General features: G+C 62.1%; 15 protein-coding genes. 12 read left to right on the forward strand and 3 right to left on the reverse strand.

Annotated elements, in window-relative coordinates; all coding sequences use genetic code 11:
- Positions 1-83: 83 nt before the first annotated feature.
- The 3 genes from Q8R81_RS04240 (at position 84) to Q8R81_RS04250 (ending at position 3,615) form a co-directional block, all read left to right on the forward strand.
- Positions 84-758 carry a DUF2490 domain-containing protein gene (locus Q8R81_RS04240; protein WP_305616204.1) on the forward strand — a complete coding sequence of 225 codons (675 nt, stop codon included), beginning with the start codon at positions 84-86 and terminating at the stop codon, positions 756-758.
- 37 nt (positions 759-795) lie between these two features.
- A complete protein-coding gene (locus tag Q8R81_RS04245; RefSeq protein ID WP_305616205.1) occupies positions 796-1,851 on the forward strand; it encodes an amidohydrolase family protein in 1,056 nt (351 codons plus the stop codon).
- Positions 1,852-2,019: 168 nt separating this feature from the next.
- Positions 2,020-3,615, forward strand: a complete 1,596-nt coding sequence (locus Q8R81_RS04250) for an MFS transporter (protein WP_305616206.1) — start codon at positions 2,020-2,022, stop codon at positions 3,613-3,615.
- A 21-nt stretch (positions 3,616-3,636) separates the two neighbouring features.
- Here the strand turns inward: Q8R81_RS04250 and Q8R81_RS04255 are convergent, their stop codons facing one another.
- Both Q8R81_RS04255 and Q8R81_RS04260 read right to left on the reverse strand, forming a co-directional pair.
- A complete protein-coding gene (locus Q8R81_RS04255) occupies positions 3,637-4,752 on the reverse strand; it encodes an NAD(P)-dependent alcohol dehydrogenase (protein WP_305616207.1) in 1,116 nt (371 codons plus the stop codon).
- Positions 4,749-6,233, reverse strand: coding sequence for a carotenoid oxygenase family protein (locus Q8R81_RS04260; RefSeq protein ID WP_305616208.1), 1,485 nt, complete (start codon positions 6,231-6,233; stop codon positions 4,749-4,751). Before Q8R81_RS04260 ends, Q8R81_RS04255 begins: the two co-directional genes overlap by 4 nt.
- 68 nt (positions 6,234-6,301) lie before the next feature.
- Here Q8R81_RS04260 and Q8R81_RS04265 point away from each other — a divergent pair, with 68 nt between their 5' ends.
- The 5 genes from Q8R81_RS04265 to Q8R81_RS04285 all read left to right on the forward strand — a co-directional run bounded on the left by Q8R81_RS04265 (position 6,302) and on the right by Q8R81_RS04285 (position 11,493).
- Positions 6,302-6,775 carry a MarR family winged helix-turn-helix transcriptional regulator gene (locus Q8R81_RS04265; protein WP_305616209.1) on the forward strand — a complete coding sequence of 158 codons (474 nt, stop codon included), beginning with the start codon at positions 6,302-6,304 and terminating at the stop codon, positions 6,773-6,775.
- A 47-nt stretch (positions 6,776-6,822) separates the two neighbouring features.
- Positions 6,823-8,121 carry an MFS transporter gene (locus Q8R81_RS04270; protein ID WP_305616210.1) on the forward strand — a complete coding sequence of 433 codons (1,299 nt, stop codon included), beginning with the start codon at positions 6,823-6,825 and terminating at the stop codon, positions 8,119-8,121.
- Between the two features lie 62 nt (positions 8,122-8,183).
- On the forward strand, positions 8,184-9,443 hold the full coding sequence (locus Q8R81_RS04275; protein ID WP_305616211.1) for a dipeptidase: 1,260 nt from the start codon (positions 8,184-8,186) through the stop codon (positions 9,441-9,443).
- Positions 9,444-9,521: 78 nt separating this feature from the next.
- Positions 9,522-9,902, forward strand: a complete 381-nt coding sequence (locus Q8R81_RS04280) for a VOC family protein (protein WP_305616212.1) — start codon at positions 9,522-9,524, stop codon at positions 9,900-9,902.
- A gap of 124 nt (positions 9,903-10,026) precedes the next feature.
- Positions 10,027-11,493, forward strand: coding sequence for a DUF4403 family protein (locus Q8R81_RS04285; RefSeq protein WP_305616213.1), 1,467 nt, complete (start codon positions 10,027-10,029; stop codon positions 11,491-11,493).
- 10 nt (positions 11,494-11,503) lie between these two features.
- Here the strand turns inward: Q8R81_RS04285 and Q8R81_RS04290 are convergent, their stop codons facing one another.
- Positions 11,504-12,913: a short-chain fatty acyl-CoA regulator family protein gene (locus Q8R81_RS04290; protein ID WP_305616214.1), complete on the reverse strand. Its 1,410-nt coding sequence runs from the start codon at positions 12,911-12,913 to the stop codon at positions 11,504-11,506.
- A 205-nt stretch (positions 12,914-13,118) separates the two neighbouring features.
- Between Q8R81_RS04290 and Q8R81_RS04295 the strand changes: the two genes are divergently transcribed.
- From Q8R81_RS04295 to scpA, 4 genes are all read left to right on the forward strand, one after another.
- Complete coding sequence (locus Q8R81_RS04295; RefSeq protein ID WP_305616215.1) at positions 13,119-14,645, forward strand: acyl-CoA carboxylase subunit beta; 1,527 nt, start codon at positions 13,119-13,121, stop codon at positions 14,643-14,645.
- A 27-nt stretch (positions 14,646-14,672) separates the two neighbouring features.
- Positions 14,673-15,851: an acetyl-CoA C-acyltransferase family protein gene (locus Q8R81_RS04300; protein ID WP_305616216.1), complete on the forward strand. Its 1,179-nt coding sequence runs from the start codon at positions 14,673-14,675 to the stop codon at positions 15,849-15,851.
- A 1-nt stretch (position 15,852) separates the two neighbouring features.
- On the forward strand, positions 15,853-16,290 hold the full coding sequence (mce, locus tag Q8R81_RS04305; RefSeq protein ID WP_305616217.1) for a methylmalonyl-CoA epimerase: 438 nt from the start codon (positions 15,853-15,855) through the stop codon (positions 16,288-16,290).
- A 175-nt stretch (positions 16,291-16,465) separates the two neighbouring features.
- Positions 16,466-18,592, forward strand: coding sequence for a methylmalonyl-CoA mutase (gene scpA / locus Q8R81_RS04310; RefSeq protein WP_305616218.1), 2,127 nt, complete (start codon positions 16,466-16,468; stop codon positions 18,590-18,592).
- The last annotated feature ends 15 nt before the right edge of the window (positions 18,593-18,607 follow it).

The raw sequence follows: 18,607 nt of genomic DNA on the forward strand, positions 1-18,607 counted from the left end.
AGGCATTGACATGATCGGGACATTTCCGGGAAACGAAGCGGGATTAGCCCCCCGGGGCCAATTCTCTAGATCCGGAGCCTTTCATGCGCCCGTCGCGTTTCCTGCTGGCGGCTGTCGGCCTGCTGCTTTCTGCGCGCGCTTTTGCCGCGCAGGAAGACGAGCAGGTCTGGTTGGCCCAATTCTCGACCATCGAGGTGGGCGACAAGGTTCTGCTGTTTTCGGACGTGCAGTTCCGGTTGACGGACGGTGCAGATCGGTTGGGGCAGGTGTTGCTGCGCCCTGCGGTGGGTTATCGCATCACGCCGAACGACACGCTGTTTATGGGCTACGCCTATGTGCGGACGGAGCCGCTGAGTGGCACCGCAACCGACGAGCATCGCATGTTCCAGCAAGCCTTGGTCCGAATTGCGGGCAAGCCGGGCAAGATAACGGTAACGGGGCGGACGCGGTTGGAGCAGCGCTGGATCGAGGGCCGATCCGATATGGGCTGGCGCGTGCGGCAGATGGTCCGGCTCGATGCGCCGACGGGCGCGGGCGTGAATGCGATTGTCTGGGCCGAACCTTTCGTCAATCTCGATACCACGACATGGGGCCAGCGCGCCGGGTTCGACCAGTTGCGCGTGTTCGGCGGCGTGGGGGTGCCGCTGGCGCGCGGCATTGCCTTGGAGGCCGGATATTCCGGCCAATACGTCAACCGGTTCAACGCGCCCGATCGCATGAATCACATTGGCAGCCTTGCGCTCACCATTCGAAGGTGAACGGGTGCAGGCTGCCCTTCCCGGGAAGGAAGCCTGCATGACACATGAACTCAAGACCGGCGGCGAGCAGGGCTATTTGCGCATTGCCACCGAAGAAGCATTTGCCACGCGTGAGATCGTGGACGTGTATTTGCGCATGATCCGTGATGGCACGGCAGACAAGGGCATGGTCTCGCTCTGGGGCTTTTACGGCACATCACCGTCAGAGCGCGCCATGCAGATTATGGAGCGGCTGCTTGATCTGGGTGAGCGGCGCATCGCCGATATGGACGCCACCGGCATCGACAAGGCGATCCTTGCGCTGACATCGCCCGGCGTGCAGCCATTGCTGGACGCGGAAGAAGCCAAGACCCTGGCCGCGCGGGCCAACGACACGCTGGCACAGGCGTGCGAGAAGCACCCGGACCGTTTCATCGGTATGGGGGCGGTTGCGCCGCAAGACCCGGAATGGTCCGCACAGGAAATCCGGCGCGGTGCAACGGAGCTGGGCTTCAAGGGCATCCAGATCAACAGCCACACGCAAGGGCGCTATCTGGACGAAGAGTTCTACGACCCGATCTTCCGCGCGCTCGTCGACATGGATCAGCCGCTGTACATTCACCCGGCCACGCCGCCGGATTCGATGATCGGACCGATGCTTGAAGCCGGGCTTGATGGCGCGGTGTTTGGGTTCGGGGTCGAAACAGGGATGCACCTGCTGCGCCTCATCACCATCGGTATTTTCGATAAGTACCCCACGCTCCAGATCATGGTCGGCCACATGGGTGAAGCGCTGCCCTACTGGCTCTACCGGCTGGATTACATGCATCAGGCAGGCGTGCGTTCGCAGCGGTATGAGCGGATGAAGCCGCTGAAAAAGACCATTGCCGAATATATGCAGACCAATGTGCTGGTCACCAATTCGGGCATGGCGTGGGAACCTGCGATCAAGTTCTGCCAGCAAGTGATGGGCGAGGACCGCGTGATGTACGCGATGGACTACCCCTACCAATACGTGCCGCAGGAAGTGCACGACATGGACGGCATGGACATGAGCGCGGAAACAAAGAAGAAGTTCTTCCAGACGAATGCGGAGAAGTGGTTCAAGCTGTAGGTGCGAAGAAACCCACCCCCAACCCCTCCCGCCTGCGGGAGGGGAGAAACAAGCGCTACGAATGCCCTCCCGCAGGCGGGAGGGCCGCGAGACTTGGCCTTGCGCAGCAAGGTTTAGTCGCAGCGGGGTGGGTTTCCCACGGTGATTGAAATGATGACGGGAGAGCCAATGACCACTCAGCCGCGCCGCACGCTTGCACCGGGAGCTTGGTACGCGCTCGTGCTGGTGGCGCTGACCAACGCGATGAGCCTGCTGGATCGGCAGATTCTGGCGATCCTTGCGCCTGCGATCAAGAAGGATCTGAACATCGGCGATGCCGAGATGGGGCTGCTGTACGGCACTGTCTTTGCGCTGTTCTATGCGTTGTTCTCGCTGCCTGTGGGACGACTGGCCGATGGCTGGGTGCGCACGCGGCTGCTGGCGATCAGCCTGTTGTTCTGGTCAGCAGCGACGGGGCTTGCGGGCTTTGCCTCCAGCTTTGCGATGCTGGCCCTTTCGCGCCTTGGGGTGGGGATTGGCGAGGCGGCGACGCAGCCTGCAGGCACATCGCTGATCTTTGATTTCTGGCCCAAACACCGGCGCGGCTTTGTGATGTCGGTAGTGGCTTCGGCCATTGCGCTGGGGCTGGGTGGCTCACTGGTCCTGGGCGGGGTCGCGGCGCATGAATGGGACGCGGCTTATGCTGCGGCCACGGCACCATTCGGCCTGAAAGGTTGGCAGTTCGCGTTTCTGGTAGCTGCTGCGCCGGGTTTCATTCTGGCGGCGTTCCTGTGGACGTTGCGTGAGCCGGTGCGCGGCCAGATGGACGGGATAGAAACCCCGAAAGATCCGCACCCTTTCAAGGCCAGCCTTGCGCTGCTGGGTTCGGTCACGCCGGGGTTCCACTGGATCGGCATGAAGGGACGTGGGGCCAGCGCCGGCATGGTGCGCGGCAATCTGCTGGCCTTGGCGGGGATTGCGATTGCAGCGGCGGCGCTCGTGGCAATCAGCACAGCGGTCAGCCCGAAGCCTGCAATGGCGATTGGCGCAATTTCGATCAACCCGCACGTGTTGCAGTGGTCGGTTATCGGGTTGGGCGTGTTTGTGATCGTCAATCTGATGCAGGGGATGAAGCTGGGCGACGCTCAGGCGTTCCGCGTCATTTCGCGCTCACCCACGCTGATGATGTGCATTGCCGTGGGCACGCTGCAATGCGTGATCAACTACGGGATGATGGCCTTCAATCCCAGCTTCCTGATCCGCAGCTACGGCCTGACGATGCAGGAAACGGCGCTGCAGTTCGGCCTGCTTTCGGCGGGTATGGGGATCATCGGCCCGCTGGTCTGGGGACCGCTTTCAGACTGGCTCAACCAGCGTTTTCCCGGCAGCGGACGGGCATGGGTGGGGTTGTTTGCGATGGCCGTCTCGCCGATCATGTCATTCTGGGTCTACTACGCGGGCGATCCGAGCAGCTTCTATGCCAGGTTCATGCTCTACAGCTTCATTCTGACCGGGTGGATGCCGCCGCTCTATGCGATCATGTACGATCAGGTGCTGCCCCGCATGCGCGGGTTGACGGCGAGCCTTTATCTGCTGGTGATGACCATTCTGGGCATGGGCATCGGGCCATATGTCGTGGGGCTGCTGTCCGATGCGACGGGCAGCCTGCGCACGGCGATGCTGTCGATCAACGTGGTGGCGATTCCGATTGCGGTGCTGATGGTACTGATCGCGCGCAGGGCCGAGCGGGACGAGGCGGCATTGCTGGAACGGGCGGAAGGATGACGGTCGCTTCCGCCCATTAAATCATGCTGCCGAAACCCTGAGAACGGGCTTGATCACGCGCCCGCTTTCACTTGCTTTGAACGCGGCGTTGATATCTTCAAAGGCGAACATTTCGATCAACCTGTCGAATGGATAGCGCCCTGCGACATGGTGCTCAATCAGTTCTGGGATGAAGACCTGCGGATCGCTGTCGCCTTCCAGAATGCCCATCACGCGCTTGCCGCCGCCCATCAGCGACGTTTCGTTGAAGTGAACCATCGCATCGGCATCGGAAGCGCCGACGAGGCCGAGGATGCCGCGAGGGGCAAGCTGGTCGAAGGCCAATTCAATCAGTTTCCCAAGCCCCGTGGTGTCGAACGCATAGTTGAGGCCGGCGGGGCAGATTTCGCGCAGGGCTGCGGCGACATCGGTATCACCCTTGATCGTATGCGTTGCACCCAGTTCACGGGCGAGGGCGAGCCGGTTTTCATGCAGGTCGATGGCTATGATCGGATCGGCCCCGGCAATGCGCGCGGCCATGATCGCAGAAAGGCCAACTGCGCCTGCGCCGAATACCACTAGCGAGCGTCCCGCCTTGACCGCCATCGAATTGAGTATCGCACCTGCGCCAGTTTGAAGCCCGCAGCCAAGTGGCCCAAGGAGTTCAAGGGCCACATCCTTTGCGCTGTCGGGCACTTTCACCACGTTGCGCGCCGTTGCGATGGCGTGAGTGGCAAAGGACGACTGGCCGAAGAAGTGGCTGTGGACAGGGCCTTCGGCCGTGCTGATAGCGATGCTGCCATCCGGGCGGGCGCTGGCAAAGTTGTAAAGCCCGAAGTTGTAGCAATAAGCCGGGGCATGGTCGGCACAGTTGAGGCATTCCCCGCAACTTGCGAAGGACAGCACAACTGCATCGCCGGGCGCCACATGGGTGACGCCTTCGCCAACTGCCTCGACAATGCCTGAGCCTTCATGCCCCAGCACGACCGGCAGCGGCACCGGCAGCTGTCGGTCCCGCACCGCCATGTCAGTGTGGCAAACGCCCGCACCAACAACGCGGACGAGTACTTCGCCCGCGCGCGGTGAGTCGATTTCGGCATTCTCTATCGAGAATCCGGCGTTGCCTTCGCGACAAATGGCGGCGCGGATCATGGTCATGCAGCAAGTTCCTTTTCGGCCAGCCCGATCTCTTCCGCATTGGCCCAGTTGCCGTGAAGGCCAAAGCGCAGGCGGATAGGGATGTTTACGGTTGCCACAGGGCCTTTCTCGATGTCGAGTGCATCAAAGATCAGGAGGTCGCTGCGCTGGTCTTCCAGGCGGTTGCAAACCTGCACGATCCAGCCATCGCCTTCGGGTGCGTCCTTGGTGCGGGGGACGAAGCAGGGTTCCTGCAACGAGGAAACCGGGCCACACCACCAATGCTGCTCTTTGCCGGTCTCGAAGTCCTTGTGGAACAGGCAGTTCATGAGCAGGCCCCCGGCGCTGCCGCCGCGCAATTCGACCGGACGCTTCATGTCCATCTCAAGGAACCAGCCGTAGCGGGTTTTCTGGCCGACAAAGCGATCATCGATGCGTGGGAATTCTGAGGCAGTGTCCGATAGCTTGACGATCTCGGCAAAGTCCTCGCCGTTGCTCGCCATGTCGACAACCCAATCGGTGGGATAGCTCATCGCTTCCATGCCGTTGAAAGGGGTGCCGTGGACGTCGGGGAAGAACGGGAACATGTTGTTCTTCGCCTCGCACGTGACGAAATGAACCTTGGTGCCTTCCTGCCACGCGTTGAGGACGTGGGACGCGAAGCAGTTGTCGCGGGTGAACCAGCGGATGTCGGCTTGCGTCACACCATCGCGGCGCGGAATGATGCCGAGGTGGACTGGCATCGTGGTGTCAAAGCCGAAGTGAGGCTTGCCCTGCTCCAGCCGTTCCCAGTTGCCGATCGATGGCACGATATGCAGCACGAGATAGTCCTCGGTCACGCCGAAATCGTGCATCATGCAGTAGTACGGCACCTTGAACCAAATTTCGCGGATCAGTTCGCCGGTAGGGCTGATTTCCATGTAGGTCACATCATCGGTGCACAGCCCCGACGCAGCATAGCCGATGGCGACCATGTTGCCGGTTTTGGGATCGACCTTGGGATGCGCGGTGAAGGTCTGGCCGGTCATCTTGCCGCCGAACTTCTCAAAGCCGAAGGTCTCCATCGTGGCCGGGTCCATGACGAGGGCCGGACTGTCTTCCTTCATCGCCCAGAGCTTGCCGCCGAAGATGAAGGCGTTGGTATTGGCGGTTGAGCGGTATTCGCCCTTCACGCTCTCATCGTCGGTCAATGGGTTGCGATAGGCACCGAACAGGGCCTTTCCAGCCTCGTTTTCCAGCTTCCACTTGTCGGTCTTGGCCCAGCGCTGGCGGAAGTCCACTTGTCCATCGTGGATATGAAACCGCGTGATCATGCCATCGCCGTTGAACGCAATATCGTCGGCAAGGCGGGGGGGAAACTGCGGGTCGGGCTGGACGCGATAGAATGCGCCGTTTAATCCTGCAGGAATCGTGCCTTCGTGGGCTAGGTCGGCGATATCCGCCTCTATCCGTGAAGGCGTGTTAAATCCCGTAAAACTGGGGGTGTTCGGAAATTGGGCCATAGCATCCTCCTTGCAACATTGTATGTATTGCTAACAATTAGACAAGCGCATTCGTTGGGGGCAGGGCATTGATCAAGGACAAATTCGCCGATGCTATCGCGCCGGTTGGGCACACTGACGAAGACGATGTTGGTGCGATCAACGACATTCTCGGCTTCCACATCCGCCTGGCGCACGGGGCATGCCTGCGGCACTTTACCGAGACGTTCACCGATCTGGACCTGACGCAGAAGCAGGTTTCGGTGCTGTGGCTGGTCGACGATCATCCGGGCATCGCGCAGACCGACCTCGCGCAGCGCCTGCGCATGGACCGGGCGACGACTATGGCGATCATCAACCGGCTGCAGGCCAAGCATTTCCTGCGGAGGGACCGCTCGCCCAAGGACGGACGCAAGCAGGCGCTGTTCCTTGAGCCCGACGGTTTGGCCATGCTCGCGCGGGCCAAAACGGCTATTGGCGAGCACGAAGCGTGGGTCAAAAGCCGCTTTTCCGACAAGGAAGTGCGCCAGCTTATCGAACTGCTTTCACGAATCCACGAATAAGTTATAAGCGATAGCAATTAACAGTTGGGACGAGGACCAAGGGCCGCATGACACAGACCCCGCGCGAGGTGATCGAGCAGACGCCGATGGGCGTTCGCCAATGGATTGCTGTCGTCCTGATGATTGCGCTGAATGCGCTTGATGGCTTCGATGTGCTGTCCAGCGCCTTTGCCGCACCGGGCATCGCCAAGGAGTGGGGGATCGAGCGCGACGCGCTGGGTGTCGTCCTGTCGATGGAACTGGTCGGCATGGGCTTCGGTTCGATCCTGCTGGGCGGCGCGGCCGACCGGTTCGGACGGCGGCCGACGATCCTTGGATGCCTTGTCGTGATGACCACCGGCATGTGGCTTGCCACAACTTCGGGCAGCCCTAGCGGGCTTGCGCTGTGGCGCTTCATCACCGGCCTTGGCATTGGCGGCATGCTGGCCGCGATCAACGCGGTAACCGCTGAACTTTCCAGCAAGAAGGGCCGCTCGCTGGCAATGGCGCTGATGGTCATTGGCTACCCCATCGGCGCGACCGTGGGCGGGATCATCGCGGGCGTGTTGCTCAAGGGCGGCGATTGGCGGCTGGTGTTTGAATTCGGCGCGATTGCCACAGCGGTGTTCATCCCGCTGGTGTTCATCTTTGTGCCCGAAACGCCGGACTACTATGTCACGCGGCGTGATCCCACGGCGCTGGACAAGGTCAACGTTTCGTTGCGCAAGCTGGCGTTGCCTTTGGCTGCCATCCTGCCCGCCGCGCCTGCCGAGGCTGACAAGCCGAGTGTGTTCGATATTTTCAAGCCCGGCCTGATCCGCACCACCATCCTGTTCACGCTGGGCTATTCGTTCCACGCGGTGACCTTCTATTACATCCTCAAATGGTCGCCCAAGATCGTGGCCGACTTTGGCTATTCGCAACCCGAGGCGGCAAGCGTGCTGGTCTGGGCGAACATCGGCGGGGCCACCGGAGGGGCGTTGTTCGGCTTTGCCATGCATAAATTCGGGCTGAAATGGCCAACCATCGCGATGCTGGTGACCGGCGCGTTGGCAGTGATCTCGTTCGGGTTCGGGCGTGAGACGCTGGAAGGATGGCGGCTTGCGGTGTTCTTCACCGGATTCACCACCAACGCGGCCATCGTCGGATTCTATTCGCTGTTCGCTATCGGCTTCCCAACACACGTGCGCGCCACCGGCACAGGCTTTGCCATCGGCGCTGGCCGCATCGGCGCGGCGGGGTCACCGATCCTTGCAGGCGTGCTGTTCACGCAGGCAGGGCTTGGCTTGCTGGGCGTGTCGATAGTCATGGCGATGGGGTCTCTGGTGGCGGCGCTGTTGCTGCTGACGCTGCGCAAAGGGCAGTAGCGCGGGCACCTTTCTTGCTCGACCGGCTTGAGTGACAAGCTGGTTCGGGCAAGGGTGTGGATATGAACCGCACCGCTCTGCTCGCTCCGCTGGCTTTTGCCCTGATCGCCGCCGCACCGCCTGCACACAATGCTGAGAGCGTGGCCAATGCCGCCCTGCGTGCTGCGCCGGTATTCGATGGGCACAACGATGTGCCCGAGCAGTTGCGCGAACGGCGCAAGAACATTCTCGAAGGCTTCGACTTCCGCGATACGCGCAGCACGGGCGATGCAGCCAAGGGCGTGCCGCCGATGATGACCGACATTGCCCGGATGCGAACGGGCAAGGTCGGGGCGCAGTTCTGGTCTGTCTATGTCTCGGCCAACTTGCCCGAACCGCAGGCTGTGCAGGCCACGCTTGAGCAGATCGATGTCATGCGCCGGTTGATCGCGCAATATCCGGCCGATCTGCAATTCTGCACCAACAGCAAGTGCGTCGAAGCGTCACGAAAGGCCGGGCGCGTGGCCTCGTTGCTTGGCATGGAGGGCGGGCATTCGATTGGCGGATCGCTGGGTGTGCTACGCCAGATGCATGCCCTGGGCGCGCGATACATGACGCTGACGCATTTCAAGAACAATGGATGGGCCGATAGTGGAACCGATGCCCCGGTGCATGATGGTCTTGCACCGTTTGGCGAAAAGGTGGTGCGCGAGATGCATCGGCTGGGCATGCTGGTGGATCTGGCGCACGTGAGCGAGGCCACCATGCGCGATGTGCTGGCACTGGGCGGGCCGCCGCCCATCGTCAGCCATTCAAACGCCCGTGCGGTCAACGGCCATGCGCGCAACGTTTCTGACGCCACCCTCATGCTGATTGGCAAGGCGGGCGGGATCGTCATGGTCAATTTCTACCCGCCCTATGTTGTGGAAGGCGCCCGCCAATGGACGGCGGCACGCGAAGCTGCAGTTGCGCGGTTCAAGGCGCTCCACCGTGGCGATCCAGCGGCGGAGACAGCGGCGCTGGCCGCGTGGGACAACACCAACCCGATGCCGCGTGGCAGCGTGAATGACGTTGCCGACCACATTGATCACATCGCCAAGCTGATCGGTGCAGGCCATGTCGGCCTTGGGGGCGATCTGGACGGGGTGGACAGCACGGTTGCAGAGCTTGAGGACGTGGCGGCTTATCCCGCGCTGTTCGTGGAACTGGCGCGCCGGGGATGGTCTCAGGCCGATCTTGAAAAGCTGGCGAGCCGCAACATGCTGCGCGTGATGGATGCGGCAGAGACCTATGCGGTGGACCACCAGACCGATGCACCGCAGGAAAGCGAGACCACGTTCTAGCCAGAAAAGCTGCTCGACTGCGGCGTGAAATTTGGGCAAAGATTGTTCGGTTCAATAACAATTCGGACGGAGAGAATCATGTTCACCCATACGTTCCTTGGCACCAACGACATCGACCAGTCGCGCGCGTTTTACACCGCTGTGATGGGCACGCTGGGCCACGCCACTGCTGTGGCCCTGCCGCACGGTACAGCGTTCCCTTCAGCCGCCGGGTCGCTGATTGTTGCAAGCCCTTCCAATGGCGAAGCGCACACCGTGTCAAACGGCTATACGTTGGGGTTCAAGGCGGCGGATTCAACCGTAGTCGATGCATGGCACGCCGCAGGGCTGGCCAACGGCGGCTCTTGTGAAGGCGCGCCGGGCGTGCGCGAAAATTCGCCGGGCCAGCAATATGGCGCGTATCTGCGCGATCCGGATGGCAACAAGATCTGCGCTTTTGCACCTAACCCGGGCGCCTGATCAACACTGAACCCGGTGGGGCAGGCGCTTGGCGCCGCCCTTGCCGGGGGCATTGCCTGCACGACGCTCATGACCGATCATCGCGTCTGGGCACCATTTGGGCGTGTTCTGCGTTTGACAGAACATGAAACGCCCCCTCCTCATACTCTCGCTCCTCGTCGTCACGAATATCCTGGCGGGGTGTGACATGGCGGGGAACGGGGGCAAGCCACCTCGGTCCAATGACAGTATCGAGGTTGAGCCTTCGCCTTCGCTGATAACCGTGCCGGTCGAGGCCGATCTTGCCGATCTGGCGCGCATCCTTGAGCGTGAAGTGCCGCGGCAGCTGTGGACAATCGATAAGCCCGATCAGGTTTGCGCGAAAAGCAAAGGGCTGGATATTGGTATCGCCACGATAAAAACTCCGAAGCTCAAATGCCGCATCGTTGGGGAAGTGACGCGGGGTGGGATGCAGCTTGAGGGGCAGGGGCGAGACATCCGTGTAACGATGCCGCTTCATGCCCGCATCCGGGCCGAGAACGTGGGCGGTATGATTGATGAATCCGCCACGGCCGAGGCGGTGGCCCGCGCGGTAATCCGCATTGATCTGGCGCAGGACTGGACGCCGCGCGGTACGGTCAACATTAAATACGACTGGCGCAATGCCCCTCATGTCGATTTCATGGGGCAGCGCATCGAGTTTGCCGACGAGGCCGATCGCAAGCTGGCGCCGGTCATCGCCAAACTTGAGCGTGAATTGCCCGGCGAGCTGGGCAAACTGAACTTGCGCCAGGCGGTGGGCAAGGCGTGGGCCAGCGCATTCACCACTGTTTCCCTAAACCGTGAAAATCCGCCGGTCTGGATGCGCATTACGCCGCGCGAGCTGGAATATGGCGGATATGAAGTGGTCGGCGGCCGGCTGCGCCTGAAGCTTGGGCTATTGGCGCTGACCGAGACGTTTGTCGGACCACGGCCAGCTGATCCTGCACCCGCCCCTTTGCCGCCGTTGCGCCCGTTGCAGGCACAGACCGGCAATCTGGAGTTTTTCGTGCCAGTGTTTGCCGACTATCGCGAACTGGAACCGGTGCTGATGAAAGCTCTGGTCAAGCGTTCTGCAAGGCCGTTCGAGGTGCCCGGAGCAGGCCCGGTGACGGCAACATTCAAAGCGGCAGAAATCTTTGGCACCAAGGGTGGCAAGATTGCCGTCGGGCTTACTTTCGACGCACAACGCCAGAGTGGCGGGGAGAAAGCAAGCGGCACGGTTTGGCTCACCGGAAAACCTGTGAATGCCGAAAACTCGCGCCGTGTGGGATTTGAGGATCTTACCGTGAGTGGCACCACGGACATGACCGGTGGAGACTTGATCATTCGGCTGATCAACGCGCCGGGCGTGGCGCAATTTGTTGCAGCCGGACTAACGCAGAACTTTGAAAAGGACTTTGCCGAACTTCTGGGGAAGGTGGACCGTGCGATCGAAACCGAGCGCGAAGGCAATTTCTTGATCAACGCCGATTTGAAGAGAGCGCGTTCAGGCCAGCTGCAGGCGGCGGGATCGGGCCTTTACCTGCCAGTCTGGGCCACAGGAACGGCGCAAGTGCGCGTGGTGCAGTGATCCGGCAGTGTCAAAGGTCGGTGATGCCATAAGGCACCAAATCGCGGGCGTGGGGATCGACCACGATGGCGCGGTCGCTTGGCGGGAAGGCGCGCTGGTCACACGTGTCGCGCGGGCAGATGCGGCATGAAATCCCAATGCGTGTGACAGCTTCGGGCCGGGACAGGTTCAGACCATCGGCATAGATGAACTCGTCCGCCAGCGCGGCTTCGCAGCCCAGTGCTACGGCATAGCGGCGCGGTGGGCGGTAAAAGCTGCCCGATGGCTTCACCAAGCCCTTTGCAATCGACACATAGCGCACGCCATCGGGCATTTCGGCAGCCTGCACGTGAATGCGGTCGGGGATCGCCACGGCTTCATGCACCACCCACAGCGGGCATGCTCCGCCAAAGCGGGCGAACTGCAGGCGCGTGGCGGAATGGCGCTTTGTGATGTTGCCCGCCATATCGACGCGGCAGAAGAACATAGGAATGCCGCGCGCTTGCGGGCGTTGCAACGTGGACAGGCGGTGGCAGACCTGTTCGAAGCTTGCGCCAAAGATCAGGCGCAACTGGTCTATATCGTGGCGCAAGGCGCGGGCGCGGGTGCGGAACCATTCGTAGGGCATGATCAGTGCGCCCGCTGCATAGTTGCCAAGTCCAACGGTGAGGAGTTGGCGGGCGGCGTCCGATTGCAGCGTGGCCTCTCCAACGATCGCCGCTATCTCGTCGTGCAGGCCTTCGGCAGCCAGTTGATACGCCATCTGGAAACGGCCACTTTCGACCGGCTGGTTGGGGTCCAGCGTCAGCCTCCTTGCTGCCGGATCGAACCGCCGCATCGCTCCGCCGCTCAATTGCTCCACCGCGATGCCCCGGCTTTCCAGCCAAATCGCCATTTGCCCCATCGTGGGCGACATTCCTGTGCCGGAGAGGCGCACGGCCAGCCGTTCAGCCGCGCGATCTATGCTATCGACATAGTTGTTGGCATGGTGGAACCAGTCGCGTACTTCCTCCCACGGCAGACGTCCGCCGGTCACGTTGTCTGATCCAAGCGCCTCGTCGATGGCTTCAAGCCGTTGCACCGAACGGCGATGCTGTTCCCACAATGTGGCAAAAGCCTGCGCGAACGCCGGGTACTGTTCCGCCACGCGCTCCACTTGATCACCGGGCAGTGCTGCGCCGATCATCGGATCGGCAGTAGCATCGCGCAGGGCGGTGAGCAGGGGTTCCACCCGGTCTGCTGCAAAGTCCTGCCACTCCACCGGGAAGCTGCTTTGCAGCCTGTCAGTGAGCGCTGGCGTCAACGGGCGTTCGTCATTCTCGATCTGCGAAAGGTACGATGCGCTGATGCCCAGCAGTGCGGCCATCTCGCCCTGACGGAGCTTGCGCGTGGTGCGCAACGCTTTGAGCTGTTCGCCTGCAAAGAGGCGGCGTCTGGCCATTTCCCGTTGTCCGATTTTGCAAAGTGATCCTTCGCAAGTTTGCAGAATAACATTGGACTTGGCAAGCGCGCTGGCGCAGTTGGAGGGCCGATCCGTGGCTCCGCCTTCGGCAGTGCAGCGGTTCCGGCTCTGGCTTACGCCCCGGGGAGGGGGCGCGGGCCGGAGCCACGCAAGATTTACGACCGATCAGCAAAAGGGTGCAAGCATGTCCGCCAATATTGCCGAAATGGAAAAGCGCCGTCAGGCGGCGCGCATGGGTGGCGGGCAGAAGCGCATCGATGCGCAGCACGCCAAGGGCAAGCTGACCGCGCGTGAGCGGCTGAAGGTGCTGCTCGATGAAGGCAGCTTCGAAGAAGTCGATATGTATGTCGAACACAACTGCGTCGATTTCGGGATGCCGGACACGGTCATTCCGGGCGATGGCGTGGTGACGGGTTCGGGCACGATCAACGGGCGTCTGGTCTATGTGTTCAGCCAGGACTTCACGGTATTCGGCGGTTCGCTTTCCGAACGGCACGCGCAGAAGATCTGCAAGATCATGGACACGGCGCTGAAGGTTGGCGCGCCGGTAATCGGGCTGAATGATTCAGGCGGCGCGCGCATTCAGGAAGGCGTGGCTTCGCTTGGCGGCTATGCCGAAGTGTTCCAGCGCAACGTGCTGGCATCGGGCGTGGTGCCGCAGCTTTCGCTGATCATGGGTCCATGTGCAGGCGGCGCGGTCTATTCCCCTGCGATGACTGACTTCATCTTCATGGTGAAGGACAGCAGCTATATGTTCGTCACCGGTCCTGACGTGGTCAAGACCGTCACCAACGAGGTCGTGACTCAGGAGGAACTGGGCGGCGCGGTAACGCACACGACCAAGACCTCGGTCGCTGACCTTGCGCTGGAGAACGATATCGAGGCGCTGCTGGCGGCGCGCGATTTCTTCGATTACCTGCCGCTATCAAACCGCCACGATGTGCCCGAACGGCCTACGTCCGATCCTTACGACCGCGCCGAGCACAGCCTCGACAGCATCGTGCCCGCATCGGCCAACCAGCCCTATGACATGCATGAAGTGATCCGCAAGACGGTGGACGAAGGCGAGTTCTTTGAAGTTCAGCCCAAGCATGCGGGCAACATCATCTGCGGTTTCGGGCGCATCGAAGGCCGCACCGTGGGCATCGTGGCCAACCAGCCGATGGTGCTGGCGGGCGTGCTCGATATCAATTCATCGAAGAAAGCCGCACGTTTTGTGCGGTTCTGCGATGCGTTCAGCATCCCGATCCTGACGTTTGTTGATGTTCCCGGCTTCCTTCCCGGCACGGCGCAGGAGCACAACGGCATCATCAAGCACGGTGCGAAGCTGCTGTTCGCCTATGCCGAGGCGACCGTGCCCAAGATCACCGTCATCACGCGCAAAGCCTATGGCGGCGCTTACGACGTGATGGCATCGAAGCACCTGCGCGGCGATCTCAACTACGCATGGCCCACCGCCGAAATCGCGGTGATGGGCGCAAAGGGCGCGGTCGAAATCATCTTCCGTGGCCTTTCTGCCGAAGAGCAGGCGGTCAAGACCAAGGAATACGAAGACCGCTTTGCCAACCCGTTCGTGGCGGCCAGCAAGGGCTTCATCGACGAGGTGATCCACCCGCACTCGACCCGCCGCCGCGTGGCACTGGGCCTGCGCAAGCTCAAGACCAAAAGCCTTGAGAACCCGTGGAAGAAGCACGACAACATTCCGCTCTGAAGAGCGCACTAGTCTGGAAGACCTGGCATGAACGACATCTATATCGTCTCGGGCGCGCGCACCGCCATTGGCTCATTCGGTGGCAGCCTTGCCTCCATGCGACCGGCAGAGACTGGCGCGCTTGTTATCAAGGAAGCCATTGCGCGGGCCGGTATCACGGCTGACAAGGTGCAGAACGTGGTGATTGGCACCGTTGTGCCGACGCAGCCCAAGGACGCCTATGTCAGCCGCGTGGCAGCGGTCAACGCGGGCATTCCGATTGAGGCTCCTGCGATGAACGTCAACCGCCTGTGCGGCTCGGGCCTGCAAGCCATCGTCTCGGCGGCACAAGGCATTGCGCTGGGTGAGCAGGACATCGCCATTGGCGGCGGCGCTGAAAGCATGTCGAACGCGCCGCACATGGTGCTGACCGCGCGCAACGGGCAGAAGATGGGCGATCAGGTGCTGATGGATGCCATGCTGGGCGCGCTGCACGATCCGTTCGAAGGCATCCACATGGGCGTGACGGCCGAGAACGTGGCCGAACGCTGCGGGATCAGCCGCGAAGAGCAGGACGCCTTGGCGGTGCAGAGCCACCATCGCGCTGCAGCAGCAGTTGCGGCGGGCTACTTCAAGGAACAGATCGTTCCGGTCGAGATCAAGACCCGCAAGGGCACGATCGTGTTCGACACCGACGAGCATTTCCGCGCCGATGCCTCGGTCGAAGCGATGGCTGGCCTCAAGCCGGTGTTCAAGAAGGACGGCACGGTCACCGCAGGCAATGCCAGCGGCATCAATGACGGCGCGGCGGCGGTCGTGCTGGCGAGCGGCAAGGCGGTTGAAGAGCACGGCCTGAAGCCAATGGCGAAGATCCTCGGCTGGGGTCACGCGGGCGTCGAACCGAACGTTATGGGCCTCGGCCCGGTCAAGGCCGTGCCGATTGCGCTGCAACGGGCTGGCCTCACCCTCGACCAGATCGACGTGATCGAAAGCAACGAAGCCTTTGCCGCGCAGGCCTGTGGCGTTGCCAAGGAACTGGGCTTTGATCCTGCCAAGACCAACGTCAACGGTTCGGGCATTTCGCTGGGCCACCCCATCGGCGCAACCGGCGCGATCCTGACGATCAAGGCAATGTACGAACTGCACCGCACCGGCGGCAGGTACGGCCTGATCACCATGTGCATTGGCGGCGGTCAGGGCATCGCTATGGTCATCGAGAAGGTTTGACATGAAGCTGGGCCGCCTCAACCACGTCGGCGTCGCAACGCCCGATATCGACGCTTCCGTCGCATTCTACCGCGATGTGATGGGCGCGAGCGACATCACCGAGCCGTTCGTGCTGGAAAGCCAGCAGGTGCGGGTGTGCTTTGTGAACACTCCGGGTGAAAATGGCACGGCAGGCACGCAGATCGAACTTATCGAGCCGACCAGCCCGGACAGCGCGGTGGGCAAGTGGCTCGCGGCCAATCCTTTGGGCGGGCAGCACCACCTTTGCTACGAAGTGCCCGATATTCATGCGGCCAAGGCGTGGTTTGAATCACAGGGCAAGCGCGTGCTGGGCGAGCCGCGCATCGGCGCGCACGGGACGCTGATCTTTTTCGTCCACCCCAAGGATATGGGCGGGCAACTGACCGAGATTATGGAAGTGCCGACCGAAGCGCATTGAACCTGGCCCCTCCCGCAAGCGGGAGGGGCGCGAGACTTGGGTCGCCGCAGGCGGCCTTAGTCGCAGCGGGGTGAGCCGGGTGACCGGGCAAGCCCACACCAACTCCGGCTAGGCAGCAAGCTGCCAAGCCTGCGTATCCTCTCCCGCCTGCGGGAGAGGACGAGAGGAACGAATGATGAGCGACACGACACTGGCAGACTGGCAGGCCGCCGCCGCCAAGGAAGTCAAAGGCAAAGACCTCACGTGGCAAACGCCGGAAGGCATCGCCGTCAAGCCGCTCTACACAGCCGAGGACGTGACCGTCGATCCCGGCCTGCCCGGTTTCGCGCCGTTCACGCGCGGCGTCCGCGCCTCGATGTATGCCGGTCGCCCCTGGACCATCCGCCAGTACGCCGGTTTCTCCACCGCCGAGGAATCGAACGCCTTCTACCGCCGCAACCTCGCGGCAGGGCAGAAGGGCCTCTCGGTCGCCTTCGACCTTGCCACCCACCGCGGCTACGACTCCGACCACCCCCGCGTAACCGGCGATGTCGGCAAGGCGGGCGTGGCCATCGACTCCGTCGAGGACATGAAGATCCTGTTCGACGGCATCCCGCTCGATCAGATGTCCGTTTCGATGACCATGAACGGCGCGGTCATCCCGATCCTCGCATTCTTCATCGTCGCGGGTGAGGAGCAGGGCGTTGATCGCAAGCTGCTTGATGGGACCATCCAGAACGACATCCTCACGGAGTTCATGGTCCGGAACACCTACATCTACCCGCCCGAACCCAGCATGCGGATCATCTCGGACATCTTCGGCTACACCAGCCGCGAGATGCCCAAGTTCAATTCGATCTCGATTTCCGGCTATCACATGCAGGAAGCGGGCGCGACGCAGGTTCAGGAACTCGCGTTCACCATCGCCGATGGCATGGAATACGTGAAATACGGCGTGGCCTCGGGCCTCGACATCGACAAGTTCGCGGGCCGCCTGTCGTTCTTCTTCGCCATCGGCATGAACTTCTTCATGGAAGTGGCCAAGCTGCGCGCGGCGCGCGTGCTGTGGCACCGCGTGATGACCAAGCTGGGCGCGCAGGACGAGCGCAGCAAGATGTTGCGCACGCACTGCCAGACCTCGGGCGTGTCGTTGCAGGAGCAAGACCCCTACAACAACGTCATCCGTACCACGATTGAAGCAATGGCCGCGATGCTGGGCGGCACGCAGTCGCTCCACACCAACGCGCTCGATGAAGCCATCGCGCTGCCGACCGACTTTTCCGCACGCATCGCGCGCAACACGCAGATCGTGATTCAGGAAGAGACAGGCATGTGCAACGTGGTCGATCCGCTCGGCGGGTCGTACTACATCGAAAGCCTGACTCAGGAACTGGTCGACAAGGCGTGGGAGATCATCGAACGCGTTGAGAGCGAAGGCGGCATGGCCAAGGCCGTAGCCGCTGGCTGGCCCAAGGCGATGATCGAGGAAGCCGCCGCTGGCCGCCAAGCGCGCGTCGACCGTGCCGAAGACGTGATCGTCGGCGTGAACAAGTACCGCCTTGCCACAGAAGACCACCTCGACACGCTGGACATCGATAACGACAAGGTCCGTCAAGGCCAGATCGCCCGCCTGAAGTGGGTGCGCGAAAGCCGCGACGAGACGAAGTGCCGCGCCGCACTGAACGCCCTGACCGAAGGCGCAAAGACCGGCGGCAACCTGCTCGAACTGGCCGTCGAAGCTGCCCGCTACCGCGCGACGCTGGGCGAGATTTCGGACGCGATGGAAGTCGTGTTCGGCAGGCACGGCACGTTCCCGACGCCAGTGAAGGGCGTTTACGGTTCGGCCTATGCCGGTGATAACCGCTACCAGCAGGTCGTTGACGGCGTCGAAGCCGTCGGTCGCCGCCTCGGCCGCACTCCGCGCATGCTGGTCGCCAAGATGGGGCAGGACGGGCATGATCGCGGGGCAAACGTGATCGCCTCGGCCTTTGGCGACATGGGCTTTGACGTAACCAGCGGGCCGTTGTTCCAGACGCCCGAAGAAGCCGCCAAACTGGCGTTGGAAAAGGACGTGGACGCCATCGGCGCATCATCGCTGGCGGCCGGACACAAGACGCTGATCCCCGAACTGATCGGGCACCTCCGCGCAGCTGGACGCAGCGACATCAAGGTCGTCGCAGGCGGTGTGATCCCCCCACAAGACTACGATTTCCTGCGCGAAGCCGGGGTGCAGGGCATCTACGGGCCGGGCACCAATGTGGTCGAGGCGGCGGCGGACATGCTGCGGTTGTTGGGGCACAATATGCCGCCGGCTGACGCTTAAGCGATTGAAGGGTAG

The sequence above is a fragment of the Novosphingobium sp. genome (assembly GCF_030696665.1).
In the GTDB taxonomy this organism is placed as follows: domain Bacteria; phylum Pseudomonadota; class Alphaproteobacteria; order Sphingomonadales; family Sphingomonadaceae; genus Novosphingobium.